Raw genomic sequence first — 18,263 nt, 5'->3', positions numbered from 1 at the left:
GGTGCTATGAGCCGCCCACCCCGCGCCCGCGAAAGCGTGCTCGACGCGTTCGCCCGCATCCTCGCCGACGACGGCGAGCGTGCGGCCACCATGGACGCCACGGCGCGCGAGGCCGGAGTCTCCAAGGGCGGACTCCTCTACCACTTCGGGTCGAAGGAGGCCCTCGAGGCCGGGCTCATGGAGCGCATGGAGGCGCTCGCCGTCGACGACATCGAAGAGATCAAGCGTGCCCCCGAAGGGCCCGTCGCCGCGTTCATGCGCACGTCGATACACACCGGATCGGTTCTCGACCAGGCGATCGTGGCCGTCTCACGGCTGGCGCAGAACGGCAGCGCCCCCGCCGTCGAGGCACTGAGGCGCGTTCGAGTTCTCTGGGAGGAGGCCCTCCGTCCGCTGGCGAAGGACGAGACGGCGCTGCAGTTGATCCTGCTCGTGAGCGACGGCCTCTACTTCAACAATGCGCTCACGGTCGGATCGGTCCCCGGACCGCAGCTCGACACCGACGACATCGCCGCGCTGATCCGGCTGGTCGAAGCATCCACCACCCCCGACGCCGACGCATCGTAGCGACGACGCCGAGGGGGCGGATGCTGCGTGCGCAGCGCGCGGCTCAGGCCTCGGTGATCTCGATCTGACGGAACAGGTCGGCGCCCACGGCCTCGCCCATCTCGGCGAGCAGCTCGTCGGGCACGGGCGAATCGACGGTGAGCACCGAGAGGGCGCGCCCCCCGGCGTCGGCGTGGGCGACCTGGAGCCCTTCGATGTTGATGTCGACGTCACCGAGCGCGCGGGCGTAGATCGCAACGATGCCGGGGCGGTCGGCGTAGCGCATCACCACGTGGTGGCGCTCGATCGGCACCTCGATCTCGTAACCGTTGATCCCGACGATCTTGGGCACCATGCGCGTGCCGGCGAGGGTGCCCGACACGGTGAGCACGGAGCCGTCGGACAGTGTGCCGCGCAGGGTCGTGAGGTTGCGGTAGAGCGGGCTCTCGGCCTCGACGACCAGACGGGTCTCGATGCCGCGCTGCTCGGCGAACAGCGGCGCGTTCACGTACGAGACGGTCTCGCTCACGATGTTCGTGAGGATCCCCTTGAGAGCTGCGAGACGGTAGACGCTCACGTCGTAGCCGGCGAGCTCGCCGCGCACCTCGATCTCGAGGTTCGTCAGCGCGCCCTGCGCGAGGCCGGTGAAGAACTGTCCGAGCGACTCGACCAGCGCGATGCCGGGGCGCACGAACGGGTCGATGACGCCACCGGCGACGTTCACCGCATCCGGCACGAGGTCGCCCTCGAGGGCCAGCTTGACCGACCTGGCGACCGAGACGCCCGCCTTCTCCTGGGCCTCTTCGGTCGACGCTCCGAGGTGCGGGGTGACGACGACGTTCGGCAGGTCGAGCAGGCGAGCCGCGGTGCCACCGGCGACGGGAGGTTCGGTGGTGAAGACGTCGAGGCCGGCGCCGGCGATCTCGCCGGTCGTGAGCGCGTCGAACAGCGCTTCTTCGTCGATGAGACCGCCGCGCGCGACGTTCACGACGTAGGCGGTCGGCTTCATGCGGCGCAGCTGCTCGGTGCTGATCATGCCGGTGGTCTCGGCCGTCTTCGGCATGTGGATGGAGACGAAGTCGCTCTGGTCGAGCAGATCGTCGAGGCTCAGCAGCTCGACGTCCAGCTGCTGTGCGCGGGCGCTGGTGACGTAGGGGTCGTAGGCGACGACGCGCACGTCGAAGGCTTGCAGGCGGGCGGCGATGAGCGCACCGATACGGCCGAGCCCGATGATGCCGACCGTCTTCTCGTACAGCTCCGTGCCGGTGAACGAGCTGCGCTTCCAGGCGCCCGCCGCGAGCGAGGCGTGGGCTGCGGGAATGTGACGGGCAAGGCTCAGGATGTGGCCGACCGTCAGCTCTGCCGCCGAGATGATGTTCGAGGTCGGGGCGTTGACGACCATGACACCGGCGGTGGTCGCCGCCTTGATGTCGACGTTGTCGAGCCCGACGCCGGCACGGGCGACGACCTTCAGCTTCGGCGCCGCGGCGAGAGCCTCGGCGTCGACCTTCGTCGCGGAGCGCACGAGGATCGCGTGCGCATCGGCCAGAGCGGCGAGGAGCGCGGGGCGGTCGGTGCCGTCGACGTTGCGGACGTCGAAGTCGGGCCCGAGGGCCTCGACCGTGGCGGGAGAGAGTTCTTCGGCGATGAGGACGACGGGCTTCGTCACAGACAGATCCTTCGGCGGTACGCGAGAGCGGTGGATGCGGCGGACCGACGGTCACACGACCGAGGGCACGGGTTGGGCCAGCCTATCGCGGCCCGGCACCCCCGCCCGATCGTGTGACGGCCGCACACTTCCGGCCGGGAGGGGCGTCGTGCTTCAACCCAGCAGCTCCGCGCCCTTCGTCGCCGCGTAGGCCAGGACGTTGAACCAGAACACCGCCGAGAGGCCGAGACCCGTCAGCAGGACGAGCGCGAACTGGCCGGCCCGGCGGCGGTAACCGATGGCGAACGCGGCTCCGAACGCGAGGAGCGGGAACACGGCGGCCGACAGCAGCAGCGCCCACCCCGCGGCGTTGATCCCCAGCGGCCCGGTCGCCTGCGACACGAGCAACCCGACGGAGTTCCACACGATGTACGCGTAGAAGAGACCGAACCCGCCCGCGATGGCCACCACCATCCACGTCGGGTTGCGCCGCGTGGTCGGAGACTCTTCGACAGCGGTCATGCGCCGGCTCCCGTCTGCAGGAAGGGCCACGGCACGACGAGGACGAGCCCGACGAGAAGGGCGACGAAGCGCACCCAGGTGCTCGAACGGCGCGTCAGCACGAACGCGGTGAGGAACCAGATCGGTCCCGCCAGAGCGGCGCCCCAGGTTCCCGCGGCGTACATCACGGGGTCGACCAGGAGCCCAGAGACCGCCTGGAGCCGGAGCCCGGCGATGACCCAGCCGATGGCGAAGAAGATGTAGGCGCCCGCGATGAGACCGATCGACACGAGCGCGGCGTTGCCCATGCCTGACGGCTCTTCCGCCTGCTCGGGTTCGACATCTGAGAGCGCCACCGGCTCGGGTTCGGCCGCCGCTCGCGCGGGTCGTTCCTCGGTAGGGGCGGGCGCAGCATCCGTTACCGGCTCGTCGATCGGCGACCGGGACGTGTCGACGCCGACGTCGAGAGTGGGGTCGTCGTCTCCGTCCCAGCTCAGGGCGTCATCGTCGCGGCGGGTTGTCACTCCCCCAGCGTAATGCGCGGGCCCGTGTCAGGTGCCCGAGACCGCGACGCGGATGACGTCGATCTCGTCGCGCACCCGCCCGCCTCGCTCGCCGACCTCGTCGACGCCGACGAGCGGCGCGTCGTCGTCGCCCTCCGACGCATGCTTGCGCGCCAGGCGGACATTGGCGCGGAGATTGATCAGCGCCGCGCCGAGTCCCGCGGCCAGCGCCTCGGCGGCCACGCCCGTGTCGGCGACCACGCTCGGGTTGCCGACGTCTGCGACCGTCCGCAGCTCCGCGGCGAGGGCGATGCCGACCTCCGCGAGCTCCGCCGACGACAACGACGCCGCGACCGCTTCACGATGCAACGGGATGCTGCGATCGGGATCACGGGAGGCGAGGGCGGCACCGAGCGCGCGCGAGCGGATGCCGTCTTCGTTCGCCGCGCGAAGTGCCCTCTCGCGCAGCTCGCCGACGCGATCGCCCGCGACGACGGCGGCCGGCTCGTCGGGCGTGTACCCGCACACCATGTGCAGGAGCGCCGCGGCGAGCCCCATCATCACCCCGGCGGCCGATCCCCCGCCGGGGGCTCCGGTGGGCTCGGCGAGCTTGGCCAGCCAGGTGTCGAGGGCGATCGAGGTGGGCACGTCTCCGTCGGCGTTCATCCGGCCACCCTAAACGGCGAGACCCGTCCCCCGCAGCGAGACCCCGACACGATGTCGGGGTCTCGCCGGTGGGAACGGGTCTCGCGGTCGACCGGCGAGGTCAGCGCGCAGCGCTGCCCGCGGTGATCGCGGAAGCGATCACGTCAGACGACCCTGCCTCCGGCGAGGTCAGCGCGCAGCGCTGCCCTCGGTGTAGTCGGTGTCGGTCTGCTTCCAGGCGAAGAGCGAGCGCAGCTCCTTACCGGTGGCCTCGATCGGGTGCCCAGCGGCCTTCTCGCGCAGGGCGAGGAACTCGGGGGCTCCGGCGTCCTGGTCGTCGATGAAGCGCTTCGCGAACGCCCCCGACTGGATGTCGGCGAGAACGGCCTGCATGTTCTCCTTGACGTGCGCGTCGATCACGCGCGGGCCCGAGACGTAGTCGCCGTACTCGGCCGTGTCGGAGACCGACCAGCGCTGCTTGGCGATGCCGCCCTCCCACATGAGGTCGACGATGAGCTTGAGCTCGTGGAGCACCTCGAAGTACGCGATCTCGGGCTGGTAGCCGGCCTCGCTGAGGGTCTCGAAGCCGTACTGGACGAGCTGCGACACACCGCCGCAGAGAACGGCCTGCTCGCCGAAGAGGTCGGTCTCGGTCTCTTCGGTGAAGGTGGTCTTGATGACCCCGGCGCGGGTGCCGCCGATCGCCTTCGCGTACGACTTCGCGGTGTCCCACGCCTGGCCCGACGCGTCGTTCTCGACGGCGATGATGTCGGGGATGCCGCGGCCGGCGACGAACTCGCGGCGCACGGTGTGACCGGGCGCCTTCGGTGCGACGAGGATGACGTCGACGCCCTCGGGCGCGTCGATGTAGCCGAAGCGGATGTTGAACCCGTGCGCGAACGCGAGGGTCTTGCCCGGGGTCAGCTTGTCCTTGATCGACTCGCTGAAGATCGACCGCTGGTGCTGGTCGGGCGCGAGGATCATGATGAGGTCGGCCCACTCGGCCGCATCGGCGACCGACTTGACCTCGAAGCCGTCCTCCTGGGCCTTCGGAGCCGACTTCGAGCCGTCCTTGAGTGCGATGACGACGTCGACGCCCGAGTCGCGCAGGTTCTGCGCGTGGGCGTGGCCCTGCGAGCCGTAGCCGACGACCGCGACCTTCTTGCTCTGGATGAGCGACAGGTCGGCGTCGTCGTCGTAGAAGATCTCTGCCATTTCGGTGTTTCTCCTTGTTTGAGGAATCGGTCGCTGAACGAGCGTCAGCGAGACGAAGTGGGATGTGTCAGCCGCGCAGCACGCGTTCGGTGATGCTCTTGCCGCCGCGACCGATGGCGAGGAGCCCGGACTGGGCCTGCTCCTTGATGCCGAACGGTTCGAGCGCGCGCAGGAAGGCCTCGACCTTGCCGTGGTCGCCCGTGATCTCGGCCACGATCGCGTCGGGGGCGTAGTCGACGACCGAGGCGCGGAAGAGCGCGACGACCTCGAGCACGTTCGAACGGGTGGCGTTGTCGGCCCGCACCTTCACGAGCATGTGCTCGCGCTGCACGGATGCTGCGGGGTCGAGCTCGACGATCTTGATGACGTTGATGAGCTTGTTCAGCTGCTTCGTCACCTGCTCGAGCGGGAGCCCTTCGACGTCGACGACGACGGTGATGCGTGAGAGGCCGTCGACCTCGGTCACGCCCACCGCGAGCGACTCGATGTTGAACCCGCGACGGGCGAACAGCCCCGCCACGCGGGTGAGCAGGCCCGGCTTGTCCTCGACGAGGAGGCTCAGCACGTGTCTTGCCATGTCGATCCCCCTCAGTCTTCCTGGTCGAACGCCGGAGCGTGTTCACGGGCGTATTGGACGTAGCTGTTGCTGACGCCCTGCGGCACCATCGGCCACACCATCGAGTCGGCGCTCACGACGAAGTCGATCACGACCGGGCGATCGTTCGTCTCGAGGGCGAGCTTGATCGCCGCATCCACCTCGTCTTCGCGCTCGACGCGGATCGCGAGGCAACCGTAGGCCTCGGCGAGCTTCAGGAAGTCGGGGATGCGCGCGCTGCCGTGCCCGGTGTTCAGGTCGGTGTTCGAGTAGCGGCCGTCGTAGAACAGCGTCTGCCACTGGCGCACCATGCCCAGAGACGAGTTGTTGATGATCGCGACCTTGATCGGGATGTTGTTGATGGTGCAGGTGGCGAGCTCCTGATTGGTCATCTGGAAGCATCCGTCGCCGTCGATGGCCCACACGACCCGATCGGGTTCGGCGACCTTCGCGCCCATCGCCGCCGGGACGGAGTAGCCCATGGTTCCGGCCCCGCCGGAGTTGAGCCAGGAGTTGGGCCGCTCGTACTTGATGAACTGCGCCGACCACATCTGGTGCTGCCCGACGCCCGCGGCGTAGATGCCCTCGGGTCCGGTCAGCTCGCCGATGCGCTGGATCACGTGCTGCGGGGCGAGGAGTCCGTCGGTCGTCGGCGCGTAGCCCAGCGGGAACTCTGCCTTCAGGCCGTCGAGGAACGACCACCACTCCTCGGTGTCGGGCTTCGTGTCGCCGGCGACGGCACGATACGCCGCTTCGAGGTCGACCAGCACGTCTTTGAGGTCACCCACGATGGGCACCTCCGCGGCGCGGATCTTGCCGATCTCAGCGGGGTCGATGTCGACGTGCACGACCTGCGCGTGGGGTGCGAAGAGCGCGGCCTTGCCGGTGACGCGGTCATCGAACCGCGCTCCGAGCGAGACGAGCAGGTCGGCCTCCTGCAGCGCGAGCACCGCGGGGACCGTTCCGTGCATGCCGGGCATGCCGAGCTGCTGCGGGTGGGAGTCGGGGAACGCGCCGCGCGCCATCAGCGTCGTGACGACCGGCGCACCCGTGGCCTCGGCGAGAGCGAGCAGTTCCGCAGACGCGCGGGAGCGGATGACGCCGCCGCCCACGTACAGGACGGGCTTCTTGGCGGTGGCGAGCAGCTGGGCCGCGGCCTGGATCTGCTTTCCGTGCGCCTTGGTGACGGGACGGTAGCCCGGAAGGTCGATCTTCGGCGGCCACACGAACGGTGCCTCGGCCTGCTGGGCGTCCTTCGTGATGTCGACGAGCACCGGTCCGGGGCGGCCCGTGCCGGCGATCTCGAAAGCCGACGCGATCGCACCGGGGATCTCCGACGCATCCTTCACCAGGATCGAGTGCTTGGTGATCGGCATCGTGATACCGACGATGTCGGCCTCCTGGAAGGCGTCGGTCCCCATGAGGGTCGAGAACACCTGGCCGGTGATGCAGACGATCGGCACCGAGTCCATGTAGGCGTCGGCGATGGCGGTCACGAGGTTCGTCGCACCCGGACCCGACGTCGCGATCGCGACGCCGGTGCGGCCGGATGCTGAGGCGTAGCCCTCCGCGGCGTGACCGGCGCCCTGCTCGTGGCGCACGAGGATGTGGCGGATCTCGGACGTGTCCATGAGCGGGTCGTAGACGGGCAGGATGGCGCCGCCGGGCAGGCCGAAGACGTCGGTGACGCCGAGCAGCTCGAGCGATCGGACGACGGCCTGGGCGCCCGTGATGATCGGCGCCGCGGCTGCGGCGGAGCGGGCGGGTGGCCGGGGTACGGCCGTGGTTGAGTCGGCAGACATGGTGAAGCTCCTCGGAGCGGTGATGGGGGCGGGCCGTCAGCCCGTGACAGCGCCGCGGGCGGCGGACTGCACGAGCTTCGAGTACTTGGCCAGGACGCCACGGGTATAGCGCGGGGGAAGGGGCTCCCAGCCAGAACGGCGGGAGCTCAGCTCGGTCTCGTCGACGAGTAGGTCGAGAGTGCGAGCCGCGATATCGACCCGTATCAGATCACCATCGCGCACGAAGGCGATCGGACCAGCGTCCACCGCTTCGGGTGCTATGTGGCCGATGCACAGGCCGGTTGTGCCGCCTGAGAATCGTCCGTCCGTCAAGAGTAGTACATCCTTGCCGAGCCCGGCTCCCTTGATGGCGGCGGTGATGGCGAGCATCTCGCGCATGCCGGGGCCGCCCTTGGGCCCCTCGTAGCGGATGACCACGACGTCACCGGCGTTGATCTCGCCGGCTTCGAGCGCGTCCATCGCGCCGCGCTCGCGCTCGAAGACGCGCGCGGGTCCTTCGAACACGTCGGCGTCGAATCCGGCCGACTTCACGACCGCGCCCTCGGGCGCGATCGAGCCGTGCAGGATCGTGATGCCGCCGCTCTCGTGGATCGGGTTGTCGAAGGTGTGGATGACGGTGCCGTCGATCGGGTCGGGGTCGAGGTCGCGCAGGTTCTCGGCGAGCGTCTTGCCCGTCACCGTCAGCGCGTCGCCGTGAAGGAGGCCCTCGTCGAGCATCGCCTTCATGATCACGGGGATGCCGCCGTGGCGGTCGACGTCGTTCATGACGTATTTGCCGAACGGCTTCATGTCGGCCACGTGCGGCGTCTTGTCGCCGATGCGGTTGAAGTCGTGGAGCGAGAGCTCGACCTCGGCCTCGTTCGCGATCGCGAGGAGGTGGAGCACGACGTTCGTCGATCCGCCGAGCGCCATCGCCAGGGCGATCGCGTTCTCGAAGGCTTCCTTCGTCAGGATGTCGCGCGTGGTGATCCCCTGGCGCAGCAGGTTGACGACCGCCTCGCCCGATCGGTGCGCGAAGTAGTCGCGGCGACGGTCGGCCGACGGCGGGGCAGCCGATCCGGGGAGGCTCAGACCGAGGGCCTCGGCCACCGAGGCCATCGTGTTGGCGGTGTACATACCGCCGCAGGCGCCTTCGCCCGGAGCGATGGCGCACTCGATGCGCTTGAGGTCGGCTTCGCTCATCTTGCCCGCGAGACACGCACCGACCGCCTCGAACGAGTCGATGATCGTGACGTCCTTCTCGGTACCGTCGCTGAGTTTCACCCAGCCCGGGGCGATGGAGCCCGCGTAGAGGAAGACGCTCGAGAGATCGAGACGGGCGCTGGCCATGAGCATGCCGGGGATCGACTTGTCGCAGCCGGCGAGCAGCACCGACCCGTCGAGGCGTTCGGCCATCATCACGGTCTCGACCGAGTCGGCGATCACCTCGCGCGAGACGAGCGAGAAGTGCATGCCCTCGTGACCCATCGAGATGCCGTCCGAGACCGAGATGGTTCCGAACTGGAGCGGGTAGCCGCCCCCGGCGTGGACGCCTTCCTTGGCGCCCTGGGCGAGCCGGTCGAGGCTCAGGTTGCAGGGGGTGATCTCGTTCCAGCTCGACGCGATGCCGATCTGGGGCTTGTCCCAGTCGGCGTCGCCCATGCCCACGGCACGGAGCATTCCGCGGGACGTGGTGGCTTCGATGCCGTCGGTCACCACGCGGCTGCGGGGTTTGATGTCGATGGAGTTGTCGGGGTGGGCCATATCCGAAGTCTATTCCGGGCGCGCGGCTCGCCGACGCGCCAGGTCGTCCAGCAGCGCGGCGAATGCGGGGATGTCGGGGACCGACACGGTCGCGGCCGTTTCCTTCGCGCCCACGTGCACGCCGAGATCGCCGTCCGAGAGACTGCGCAGCGCGTCTTCGTCGGTCACGTCGTCACCCGCGAAGAGCACGGCCGTCGATCCCGTCTGCTCGCGGAGCGCGGCGACCGCCGTGTCTTTGCCCTCGTGGCGGAACGCGAACTCGACGATGTTCTGGCCCGTCCGGCGGCGCCATGACGGAGCCTCGGCTGCAAGGATCGCGTCGACGGCATCGTTCGCGGCCGTCCGCGACGCAGCATCCTGCGCCATCCGGGTGTGGACGGCGAAGCCGAAGGTCTTCGGCTCGATCCAGACGCCCGGGTGATCGGCGACCGCCGCCTCGGCCTCGGCGAACAGCCGGTCGCGGAGGCGGACGTCGTCCGACTCATCCTGCGGCTCGATCGCCCCTTCCCCCGGGCGCCAGTACTCCGCACCGTGCGACCCGGCGAGGAGCCATGGCGAGTCGTCGTCGTGCTCGGCGATGACGCGGAGGTCGGACAGGCTGCGCCCGGAGACGAGCGCGACCGTCGTATCGGGCAGCGCGGCCAGCGTCTGGAGGGCGGAGCGGGCGGCCGGCAGCATCCGCGACTGCATCGGGTCATCGGCGTGCGGCGAGATCGTGCCGTCGAAGTCGAGCGCGACGAGCAGGCGGGGCGTCGCGGCGAGGGCGTCGAGCGGTGCGTCGGAGGTCGGCATGGCCATCACTCCACCACCGATCCCGGTCCGTGGAAGACGGACAGCGCCTCGAGGAACTCGCGCGACCAGTCTTCGACGTCGTGCTCGCGCACGCGGCGCCGCAGCGCTCTCATGCGCCGACCCTGCTCGGCCGCCGGCATCTCGATGGCACGCATGATGGCGTCCTTCAGGCCGCCGATGTCGTGCGGGTTGATGTGGATGGCGCTGCCGAGCTCGTCGGCGGCACCCGCGAACTCGCTCAGCACGAGCACGCCACGGTTGTCGACGCGGCTGGCGACGTACTCCTTCGCGACGAGGTTCATCCCGTCGCGCAACGCCGTGACGAGCATGACGTCGGCCGCGAGGTACAGCGCCACCATCTCCTCGCGCGGATACGCCTGGTGCAGGTAGCGGATGGCGGTGTGGCCCATGGTGTCGTAGTCGCCGTTGACGCGGCCGACCGCCAGCTCGATCTCGTCGCGCAGCTGCACGTACGCCTCGACCCGCTCGCGGCTCGGGCTCGCGACCTGCACGAGCGTCACGTCGTCGACCGACACCCGCCCGTCTTCGAGCAGCTCGCCGAACGCCTTCAGACGGTGCCGGATGCCTTTGGTGTAATCGAGGCGGTCGACCCCGAGGAGGATCTTCTTCGGGTTTCCGAGGCTCTCGCGGATCTCGGCCGCGCGCGCCTGGATCTCGGGCCGCTGGGCGAGCTCGATGTACGAGTCGGCGTCGATGGAGATGGGGAACGCCTTCGCGAGAGCCCGGCGCGTTCCGCCCCGGCCGTCGGGCACCGTGATGCCCGACGCCTTCGTCTCGTAGCGGAGCTGACGGCGGACGGCGCGGGCGAAGTTGCCCGCGTCCGCCACCCGCTGGAAGCCGATGACGTCGGCACCGAGCAGCCCCTCGAGCACTTGTCGACGCCACGGCAGCTGCGAGTACAGGCCGTAGGCCGGGAACGGGATGTGATGGAAGTACCCGATGGTGAGGTCGGGGCGCGCTTCGCGCAGCATCCGCGGCACGAGCTGCAGCTGGTAGTCCTGCACCCAGACGATCGCGTTCTCGTCGGCCGCGGCGGCTGCGGCCTCGGCGAAACGCCGGTTCACCCGCACGTAGGCATCCCACCACTGCCGCCGGTATCGGGGCGCGGCGATCACGTCGTGGTACAGCGGCCAGATCGTGTCGTTCGAGAAGCCCTCGTAGTAGTTCTCGATGTCTTCGGCGGTCAGCATCACCGGCACGAGGTGCGAGCCCTCGAACTCGAAGGGCTCCAACTCGACATCGGGCTGCCCGGCCCACCCGACCCATGCGCCGTCCGCCTTGCGCATCACCGGTTCGAGGGCGGTGACGAGACCTCCGGGCGACCGGCGCCACGGCTCGTCGTCACCCGACCGATCGACGGGGAGTCGGTTTGCGACGACGACGAAATCGGCCTTGGTCACGGAAATTCTCCTCGCTGGGCGGAATCCCAGGCTAACAGCGGGCGGCAGACGGCCCCGGCGGGTGCCTGTCAAGCCTGCGTCGGGTACGCTCCCGGCCCCGGTAGCGTGAGACTCATGCGCAAGTACATCTTCGGAACCGGTCTCCTCAGCGCCATCACGAGCGGCCTCACGCTCCTTCGGAGCCTGCGCAGCAACGAGCCGTTCACGTGGCGGACGGCGCTGGGCTGGCTGAGCTGGGGAATCACGCTCGCCCTGGCGATCGGCGCTGTCGTCGACACCCGCCGCTCGTCCCGCGGCAAGCTCATCGCGGGCGACTCGCCCCTGTCGAAGGGCGAGCAGAAGCGCCTCCTCAAGGATCGCGTGAAGCGCTAACCCATAACAAGGGTATATATCTGCGTTATGCTTCTTGCATGACGCGTGCAGAAGACATACAGCGGCTGATCATCGCCGCGAGCGCACTCACCCGAATGGCGGCGCTCACACTCGACAACGAGACCCCGTCGGCGCAGTGGCGCACCCTCAAGCTCCTTCGCGATCAGGGTCCGCTGCGCGTGGGAGAGCTCGCGCTGCTCAGCCGCATCTCGCAGCCCGGGATGACGCGCCTGGTCGGGCAGATGGTCGATGCCGGGCTGCTGGAGCGGGCGCCGGATGCTGCGGATTCCCGCGCGTCGGTCGTCTCCGTGACCGAGGCCGGCGACACCGCGCTCGACACGTGGCTCGTGCGGCTGCAGGATGCCCTCCTGCCCTTCTTCTCCGACCTCGACGACGACGACTGGGAGGCGGTCCGGCGGACGGCGGATCTCATCTCACGCAAGACCTCGATGACGGAGGCCGTGCGATGAGCGGCGCCGCCGCCACGAGCGTCTGGCGCCAGCCCGCCCAGGTCTGGGCGGTCGCGTTCGCCTGCGTCGTCGCCTTCATGGGCATCGGTCTGGTCGACCCGATCCTCCCGGCCATCGCCGACTCGCTCGAGGCCAGCCCCGTCCAGACCGAGTTGCTCTTCACGAGCTATCTCCTCGTCACCGGGCTCGCGATGCTCGTCACGAGTTGGGTGTCGAGCCGCATCGGCGCGAAGCGCACCCTGCTCGTGGGTCTCGCCCTCATCGTCGTCTTCGCCCTCCTGTGCGCGGTGAGCGGCAGCGTCGACGCGGTCATCGGGTTCCGCGCCGGCTGGGGCCTGGGCAACGCGCTGTTCATCTCGACGGCACTCGCGACGATCGTCGGCTCGGCGAGCGGCGGCAGCGCCGCGGCGATCATCCTCTACGAGGCAGCTCTCGGGCTGGGCATCGCGATCGGACCGCTCCTGGGCGGCCTTCTCGGCGAGGTCAGCTGGCGGGGGCCGTTCTTCGGGGTCGTCGCCCTCATGGCGATCGCGTTCATCGCCGTGCTGCTGCTGCTGCGCGGGAAGGAGGCCAGGCCCACCCCGACGCGCCTGTCGGCACCGATCCGGGCACTGCGGCAACCGCCTCTCGCCGTGCTGGCGATCACCGCGCTGTTCTACAACATCGCCTTCTTCGTGCTGCTGGCCTTCTCGCCCTTCCCGCTGGGCTTCGGCGCCATGGGGATCGGCTTCACGTTCTTCGGGTGGGGCGTGGCCCTCGCGATCACCAGCGTCTGGGTCGCCCCGCTGCTCCTGCGCACGATGCGCCGCACGACCGCGATGCTGATCGTGCTGCCGCTCCTCGCCGTCGACCTCGTCGTCGCGGGATTCGTCGCCGGCTCCCCCGCCGCGCTCGTGACCTGCATCATCGTGGGCGGCCTCCTGCTCGGGCTCATGAACACGGTGCTCACCGAGTCGGTGATGGAGGCGACCGACCTGCCCCGCTCGGTCGCCAGCTCGGCGTACTCCGCCGTGCGCTTCCTCGGAGGAGCCGCTGCTCCCCCGCTGGCAGCCCTGCTCTGGCACGCGTTCACCGTCAGCGTGCCGTACTGGTTCGCCGCCGCATCCGTCGTCCTCGCCGTCGTCACCCTGTTCATCGGGCGCCGGGCTCTGGCACGGATCGACGAACGCGAAGCGGATGCTGCGGAGGAGGGCGCCGCCATCCTCGTCGGCGACGCCGCCTGACGCCCACCCGATCACCACACGAGGGCTCCGGTCCACCTCCTGCTGCGGCAGTCCGAGGTGGATCGGAGCCTTTCGACGTTGATCCAGGGGGAACGCCCGGCGCGATCACGGGCCCGGAAAAGCGAAAAAGCCCCGGAAACTGGCGAGAGTTTCCGAGGCTGATCCGTGCACCCCCTCGGACTTGAACCGAGAACCCACTGATTAAGAGTCAGTTGCTCTGCCGATTGAGCTAGAGGTGCGTGGACCGCCGGGGTGGAGCCCGGCGAACCGAGGGTTTACATTACCAGTCCTTACCGCTCCCCGCGAATCGAGGTCGGCTCGCCGGTATCGTGGAGACCGTGTCCCCCACCGAGGTTCCTTCCCCCGTGCCCGGCAGTACCTTCGCAGACGACCTCTCTCTGGCCCTCCGGATCGCCGACGCCGCCGACGCGGTGTCGATGAGCCGTTTCGACGCGGCCGACCTCGACGTGCAGACCAAGGCCGACGATTCTGCGGTCACCGAGGCTGACCTCGCGACCGAGCGCGTCATCCGAGACATGCTGGCCGCGGAGCGCCCCGACGACGGGGTGTTCGGCGAGGAGTTCGGCGTCTCGGGCAGCGCGACGCGTCGATGGATCATCGATCCCATCGACGGCACCTCGAACTACCTCAAGGGCATTCCCGTGTGGGCGACCCTCATCGCCCTCGCCGTCGACGGCGTGCCCCGGGTGGGTGTGGTGAGCGCCCCGTCGCTCGGGCGCCGCTGGTGGGCCGCTGAGGGCGGTGGAGCGTGGACGAACACCCCGGAGGGCGACAGCCGCCGCATCCACGTGTCGACGGTCGACACCGTCGAGAAGGCGAGCGTCAGCTTCCAGAGCATCGAGCAGTGGGATGCGGCCGGCAAGCTCCCCGCGTTGCTGCGGCTCTCGCGCGCCGTGTGGCGCGATCGCGGGTACGGCGATGCCCTGCCCTACATGTGGCTCGCCGAAGGACGCCTCGAGTTCGTCGCCGAGTTCGGCGTCAAGGAGTACGACCTCGCCGCGCTCGTCCCGGTGATCCACGAGGCCGGCGGGAGATTCACCTCCTTCGACGGTGAGGACAGCCTCGCGGCGCGGTCGTCGCTCGCGACGAACGGCGTCCTGCACGCGGACTTCCTCGAACTGGTCCACGCCGCCGGATCGGACGTGGACTCATGACCGCCCTTCGGCGCAGCATCCTCGCAACGCTCTCGCTGGGGGCGGCCTCCATCGCACTGGCGGCGTGCGTAGCCGCTCCCGCCGCCACCCCGACCACGCCTCCGCCCTCGACGGCGTCCAGCGCTCCCCCGGTCGCCTCGCCCGAACCGAGCGTGAGCGCGACCTCGGACGCCGACGCGACATGCGCATCGATCCTCCCCGCATCGACCGTGGCCGACTTCGAGGAGCTCGGTTGGACTTCGCAGGAAGGACCGTTCTACGCCGGCGGCGTCGAGCTCGCCGACGGCATCCAGTGCACGTGGGGCGACTACTCGGTCGCGACCGACCACGTGCAGATCTACGGCTGGGCTCCGATCACCGACGCGGCCGCCTCCACCGCGAAGAACGAGCTGCTGTCGGGCGGGTGGCGCAGCGAAGAGAGCGCCGACGGCCTGTACATCACCGAGAGCGCCGACACCGCCATCGCGACCGACGACGAGGGGTACGGCATCACCTATCTCTTCGGCGACGGATGGGTCACGATCTCCGACACCAAGCAGGGTCTGCTGCTCATCGAGCGCCCCGAGAGCTGACCAGGGCCGACCCGCGTAGCTGCGACGCCGCGCGCGCTCCCGGTGCCCGGTGCAGCCATGGTGCGCGGTACATCCACGGAGCCACGCGGTGCACGATGTGGTGCAGGGCGAGGGCCGTGGCGACCACGACCACGGTCACCGCGATCGGGTACACCGACGACACGACCGGGTTGCCGAAGACCGCCTGGGCGACCTCCCCCGGCAGCAGACCGATCAGGGCGTCGACGGCGATGGCCAGGGGCAGCTGCACCACGTAGATCGGCAGGGTGCGACGGCCGACCCACACGGTCGATCGCGGAAGCAGCCCCTGCGCCTCCAGGAGCTTCAGCAGCGAGACCACCGCCGTGACCCCTGCCACCGTCGAGAGCAGCAGGTAGGTGGTCCACAGCATCCGGCTCTCGGCCTCGTGCATCGCGTTCACACCCGCCATGAGGCCCAGCGCGCCCGCGAGCACGAGCGGGGCGCTGCCCCGGATGCTGCGCAGCAGACCCGGCGCGTAGGCGCCGAGCAGGAAGAAGACGAGGTATTCCGGCATCGGCGTGCGGTCGAAGAAATCGGGCAGGCGGTCGGTGAAGGCCGACCACGACACCCACGCCGCCCCGGCGAGGGCGACCGGGGCGACGCGCGCGCCCGCCTTCGCGATCGTGAAGTAGGCGGCCAGAGCGACGAGGAACCAGAGGTTGTTCGGCGCGTACGTGAGCTGCGCGGCGAGCTCGCGCACGGTAGAGGCGGCCGCCGTGCCCGCGTGAGGGACCATCAGGAAGAACAGGGTCTGCGCCAGCAGCCAGACGGCGTACAGGTAGTACAGGCTCAGCGTGCGGGTGCGCAGCACGGTGCCCCACGGCCGCGCGATGGCGCTCGCGGCGAAGTAGCCGGCGATGAGGAAGAACAACGGCATGCGCACCGGGAGCAGCAGGTCACGCAGGTCGATCCATGCGCTCTGCGCCGGGCCCCACATCGTCCAGGTCGACTCCGGACCCTCCTGGAGGAAGACGTGCCCGAGCACCACGGCGAGGATCGCGAGGCCCCGGGCACTGTCGGCCCAGAGTTCGCGGCGCGCGGAGAAGATCATGCGTCTCGTTCCTGTCGCAGCCGCTGGGGGGCCACGTGTCGGATGGAGCGCAGCGACGACGGCACGCGAAGAAGGACGGACCGGGGGGACGGTCATTCACAATTTTCCCATAGTTCACACACAGTCCGGTCGCCGTCGACGGGGGCGGCGCTCCTTCCCCCTCGTCCCGGAGCGTGCAGCTCAGCGGTAGGGGTTCACCGCTTCGCTCGCGGCCTCCGGGTCGGCGCCCGCCGCGTGGCCCTGATCCCACGCGTCTCCGCGAGCCTCGCGGTCGCGCGAGAGGGCGTCGGTGTCGAGGATGCGGCGGGCCAGACGCACCCACTCCCCCCAGTGCGCCTCGACGGCCGCACCATCGAGCGTCGCTCGCACCTCCCACTTCTCGGGGACGGAGCTGGGGGCGATGGAGAGCACACCGACGCTGAGACGGTCACGACGCGGATCGGACATGGCACGACCTTTCTGGTGCGCTATCAGCCTCACGCTGATAACGAGCGAATATCAGCTCTCAACTGATACGGAGATCCGCGGGGGTGGCGCCCACGGCCCACAGCAACCCCGCCGCGGCCAGTGCGATGGCCCAGCTCGCCATGCTGCCGACGAGGAAATACTCGGCCTGCGTGCCGCCGGCGTTGTCCTTCTGGATCTCGGGGAAGCGCACGATGCCCTTCGCGGCGATGAAAGCGGCCAGCAGCGCGACGGCACTCGTGAAGATCAAGCCGACGACGAACAGGCGCTCGAGCGGGCCGATGAGACGTCCTCCGCGCAATTGCTTGGTCGGAACGGTCGGCTCCGGTGGCGCCGGCCGACGCAGCCGACCGATGAGCCCCCGCCTGACCGCGGGAGCCGTCGCGACGACGACCGCGGCATCGGAGCGCTCGCTCTGCAGAGCGACCCGCACGACGATATTGGCCGACTCGAGCAGGAAGCACGCGACGCCGAGAGCGAGCACGGCCTTGCCGAACGCGACCGACCCCGCCGCATCCATCGCCATCCAGCCCTCTGCGGTCGCGGGCGACCCCACGACGAAGGCGACGACAGCGGCCGCAAGACCGACGACGGGCCAGAAGCTCGCGACCGCCGCATCTTTCGTGCTGGGCATGAGCGCCAACCAGGCGAGGGCGATCACCGCGAAGGCGACCGCCAGGGGCCACGCCACGATGGCGGTGCCGAGCACCGCGACCAGGAGCACCACGGCGACGCTGGCGCCGATACGGGCGGAGCGCGAGCCGCGACCGAGGAACTGCCGGGCGAGGTCGGCGATGCCGATGGTGAGGAGAAGGAGGCCGGCCGTGATCATCGCAGTGCCTCCGGGAGGTTCGAGGTGAGTTGCTGGAGTCCGAGCGAGAGCGCCGACGAGCCCGCGCGCGCGAGGGCCTGCGAGACGGCCGACTGGGTGATCCCCTCCTCCGCCGCGAGCGACTCCTGCGAGCGGCCGAGCCAGGTGCCGTAGGTCAGGCGGCGCGCCCTCTCCCCCATACCTCCGACGATGTGATCCTTCGTGACGAGATACGCGTTCACCGACGAGAGGAACGCGGTCGTCTCCGGGGCTTGCGCATCGCCGCTCGCGATCCACGTGCGCGCGCGAGGAACCCTCGATTCCTCCCACCGGTGCACCGTCTCGATCGCCCGGCGCGCCGCCCACCACCCCGGACCGTCCTCGATCGCGTGATCGGCGCTCGAGGTGACGGCGCGCACCTCTCCGGCCCCGATCCCGAACCGCAGCTCGGCATCGAGCGGGAGGCGCAGCTGCAGCAGGGCGAGCGCGAGCAGCGCCGTGGCGAGGTCGGCGTACACGCCCTGGAACTCGTCGCCCACGGTGGGAACCAGTGCGCGCACCGCCGGGGCGAACCCCTCCACCTCGCGCACGGCATCCTCGATCGTCAGCTGGGCACGACCGCGGTCTGCCAGCTTCCTCGAGCCGACGATGTCGGCGATGACGGCGAACTGCATGACATAAGCCTATAGCTG

The 18,263-nt window shown here is 69.7% G+C and carries 20 protein-coding genes and 1 tRNA gene; 6 read left to right on the top strand and 15 right to left on the bottom strand.

Annotated elements, in window-relative coordinates:
* The first annotated feature begins 6 nt into the window (after window positions 1-6).
* The gene (locus DEU34_RS05815; RefSeq protein WP_121149201.1) at window positions 7-567 is read left to right on the top strand and encodes a TetR/AcrR family transcriptional regulator; all 561 of its coding nucleotides are present in this window, start codon (window positions 7-9) and stop codon (window positions 565-567) included.
* A gap of 43 nt (window positions 568-610) precedes the next feature.
* Here DEU34_RS05815 and serA read toward each other — a convergent pair whose 3' ends face one another.
* From serA to otsA, 10 genes are all read right to left on the bottom strand, one after another.
* Window positions 611-2,215, bottom strand: coding sequence for a phosphoglycerate dehydrogenase (gene serA, locus DEU34_RS05810; RefSeq protein WP_121149200.1), 1,605 nt, complete (start codon window positions 2,213-2,215; stop codon window positions 611-613).
* 153 nt (window positions 2,216-2,368) lie between these two features.
* Window positions 2,369-2,716 carry a bacitracin resistance protein gene (locus DEU34_RS05805; RefSeq protein WP_121149199.1) on the bottom strand — a complete coding sequence of 116 codons (348 nt, stop codon included), beginning with the start codon at window positions 2,714-2,716 and terminating at the stop codon, window positions 2,369-2,371.
* Entirely contained in the window at window positions 2,713-3,219 is a 507-nt protein-coding gene (locus tag DEU34_RS05800; protein WP_121149198.1) for a DNA polymerase III subunit gamma/tau, read from the bottom strand. The genes DEU34_RS05805 and DEU34_RS05800 overlap by 4 nt, the downstream gene beginning before the upstream one ends.
* 27 nt (window positions 3,220-3,246) lie before the next feature.
* Window positions 3,247-3,864, bottom strand: a complete 618-nt coding sequence (locus DEU34_RS05795; protein WP_121149197.1) for a cyclodeaminase/cyclohydrolase family protein — start codon at window positions 3,862-3,864, stop codon at window positions 3,247-3,249.
* 168 nt (window positions 3,865-4,032) lie between these two features.
* Window positions 4,033-5,085 carry a ketol-acid reductoisomerase gene (ilvC, locus tag DEU34_RS05790; RefSeq protein WP_259460082.1) on the bottom strand — a complete coding sequence of 351 codons (1,053 nt, stop codon included), beginning with the start codon at window positions 5,083-5,085 and terminating at the stop codon, window positions 4,033-4,035.
* Window positions 5,086-5,125: 40 nt separating this feature from the next.
* Window positions 5,126-5,635 carry an acetolactate synthase small subunit gene (ilvN, locus tag DEU34_RS05785; protein WP_116646309.1) on the bottom strand — a complete coding sequence of 170 codons (510 nt, stop codon included), beginning with the start codon at window positions 5,633-5,635 and terminating at the stop codon, window positions 5,126-5,128.
* 11 nt (window positions 5,636-5,646) lie between these two features.
* Window positions 5,647-7,455 (bottom strand): acetolactate synthase large subunit, encoded by a 1,809-nt coding sequence (locus DEU34_RS05780; protein ID WP_121149196.1) that lies wholly within the window; start codon window positions 7,453-7,455, stop codon window positions 5,647-5,649.
* A 36-nt stretch (window positions 7,456-7,491) separates the two neighbouring features.
* Entirely contained in the window at window positions 7,492-9,198 is a 1,707-nt protein-coding gene (gene ilvD / locus DEU34_RS05775; RefSeq protein WP_121149195.1) for a dihydroxy-acid dehydratase, read from the bottom strand.
* Between the two features lie 9 nt (window positions 9,199-9,207).
* Window positions 9,208-9,990: a trehalose-phosphatase gene (gene otsB, locus DEU34_RS05770; RefSeq protein ID WP_121149750.1), complete on the bottom strand. Its 783-nt coding sequence runs from the start codon at window positions 9,988-9,990 to the stop codon at window positions 9,208-9,210.
* 5 nt (window positions 9,991-9,995) lie between these two features.
* A complete protein-coding gene (otsA, locus tag DEU34_RS05765) occupies window positions 9,996-11,411 on the bottom strand; it encodes an alpha,alpha-trehalose-phosphate synthase (UDP-forming) (RefSeq protein WP_121149194.1) in 1,416 nt (471 codons plus the stop codon).
* 114 nt (window positions 11,412-11,525) lie between these two features.
* On the opposite strand from otsA, the gene DEU34_RS05760 reads away from it, so the two are divergent.
* The 3 genes from DEU34_RS05760 to DEU34_RS05750 are packed head-to-tail and all read left to right on the top strand — an operon-like array spanning window position 11,526 to window position 13,476.
* Window positions 11,526-11,783, top strand: coding sequence for a hypothetical protein (locus tag DEU34_RS05760; protein WP_121149193.1), 258 nt, complete (start codon window positions 11,526-11,528; stop codon window positions 11,781-11,783).
* A gap of 38 nt (window positions 11,784-11,821) precedes the next feature.
* Window positions 11,822-12,253 (top strand): MarR family winged helix-turn-helix transcriptional regulator, encoded by a 432-nt coding sequence (locus DEU34_RS05755; protein ID WP_121149192.1) that lies wholly within the window; start codon window positions 11,822-11,824, stop codon window positions 12,251-12,253.
* Window positions 12,250-13,476, top strand: coding sequence for an MFS transporter (locus DEU34_RS05750; protein ID WP_121149191.1), 1,227 nt, complete (start codon window positions 12,250-12,252; stop codon window positions 13,474-13,476). The genes DEU34_RS05755 and DEU34_RS05750 overlap by 4 nt, the downstream gene beginning before the upstream one ends.
* Window positions 13,477-13,642: 166 nt before the next feature.
* On the opposite strand, the gene DEU34_RS05745 is transcribed toward DEU34_RS05750, so the two are convergent.
* Window positions 13,643-13,715: transfer RNA gene (locus DEU34_RS05745), tRNA-Lys, on the bottom strand.
* A gap of 99 nt (window positions 13,716-13,814) precedes the next feature.
* On the opposite strand from DEU34_RS05745, the gene DEU34_RS05740 reads away from it, so the two are divergent.
* Together DEU34_RS05740 and DEU34_RS05735 are read left to right on the top strand one after the other, a co-directional pair.
* The gene (locus tag DEU34_RS05740) at window positions 13,815-14,651 is read left to right on the top strand and encodes an inositol monophosphatase family protein (RefSeq protein WP_259460042.1); all 837 of its coding nucleotides are present in this window, start codon (window positions 13,815-13,817) and stop codon (window positions 14,649-14,651) included.
* Complete coding sequence (locus DEU34_RS05735; RefSeq protein ID WP_259460041.1) at window positions 14,648-15,223, top strand: hypothetical protein; 576 nt, start codon at window positions 14,648-14,650, stop codon at window positions 15,221-15,223. The genes DEU34_RS05740 and DEU34_RS05735 overlap by 4 nt, the downstream gene beginning before the upstream one ends.
* Here the strand turns inward: DEU34_RS05735 and DEU34_RS05730 are convergent.
* The 4 genes from DEU34_RS05730 to DEU34_RS05715 all read right to left on the bottom strand — a co-directional run bounded on the left by DEU34_RS05730 (window position 15,201) and on the right by DEU34_RS05715 (window position 18,245).
* Window positions 15,201-16,295, bottom strand: a complete 1,095-nt coding sequence (locus tag DEU34_RS05730) for an acyltransferase (protein WP_183042368.1) — start codon at window positions 16,293-16,295, stop codon at window positions 15,201-15,203. The two genes, DEU34_RS05735 and DEU34_RS05730, sit on opposite strands and share 23 nt — an antisense overlap.
* 180 nt (window positions 16,296-16,475) lie before the next feature.
* Window positions 16,476-16,742 carry a hypothetical protein gene (locus DEU34_RS05725; protein WP_121149189.1) on the bottom strand — a complete coding sequence of 89 codons (267 nt, stop codon included), beginning with the start codon at window positions 16,740-16,742 and terminating at the stop codon, window positions 16,476-16,478.
* A 58-nt stretch (window positions 16,743-16,800) separates the two neighbouring features.
* Entirely contained in the window at window positions 16,801-17,592 is a 792-nt protein-coding gene (locus DEU34_RS05720) for a hypothetical protein (RefSeq protein ID WP_121149188.1), read from the bottom strand.
* Entirely contained in the window at window positions 17,589-18,245 is a 657-nt protein-coding gene (locus DEU34_RS05715; RefSeq protein ID WP_121149187.1) for a SatD family protein, read from the bottom strand. The genes DEU34_RS05720 and DEU34_RS05715 overlap by 4 nt, the downstream gene beginning before the upstream one ends.
* Window positions 18,246-18,263 lie beyond the last annotated feature (18 nt).

The organism is Microbacterium sp. AG1240 (assembly GCF_003635115.1).
Lineage (GTDB): Bacteria > Actinomycetota > Actinomycetes > Actinomycetales > Microbacteriaceae > Microbacterium.
The sequence above is the reverse complement of the archived record's forward strand: the minus strand, read 5'-3'. Positions and strand labels throughout refer to the sequence as shown.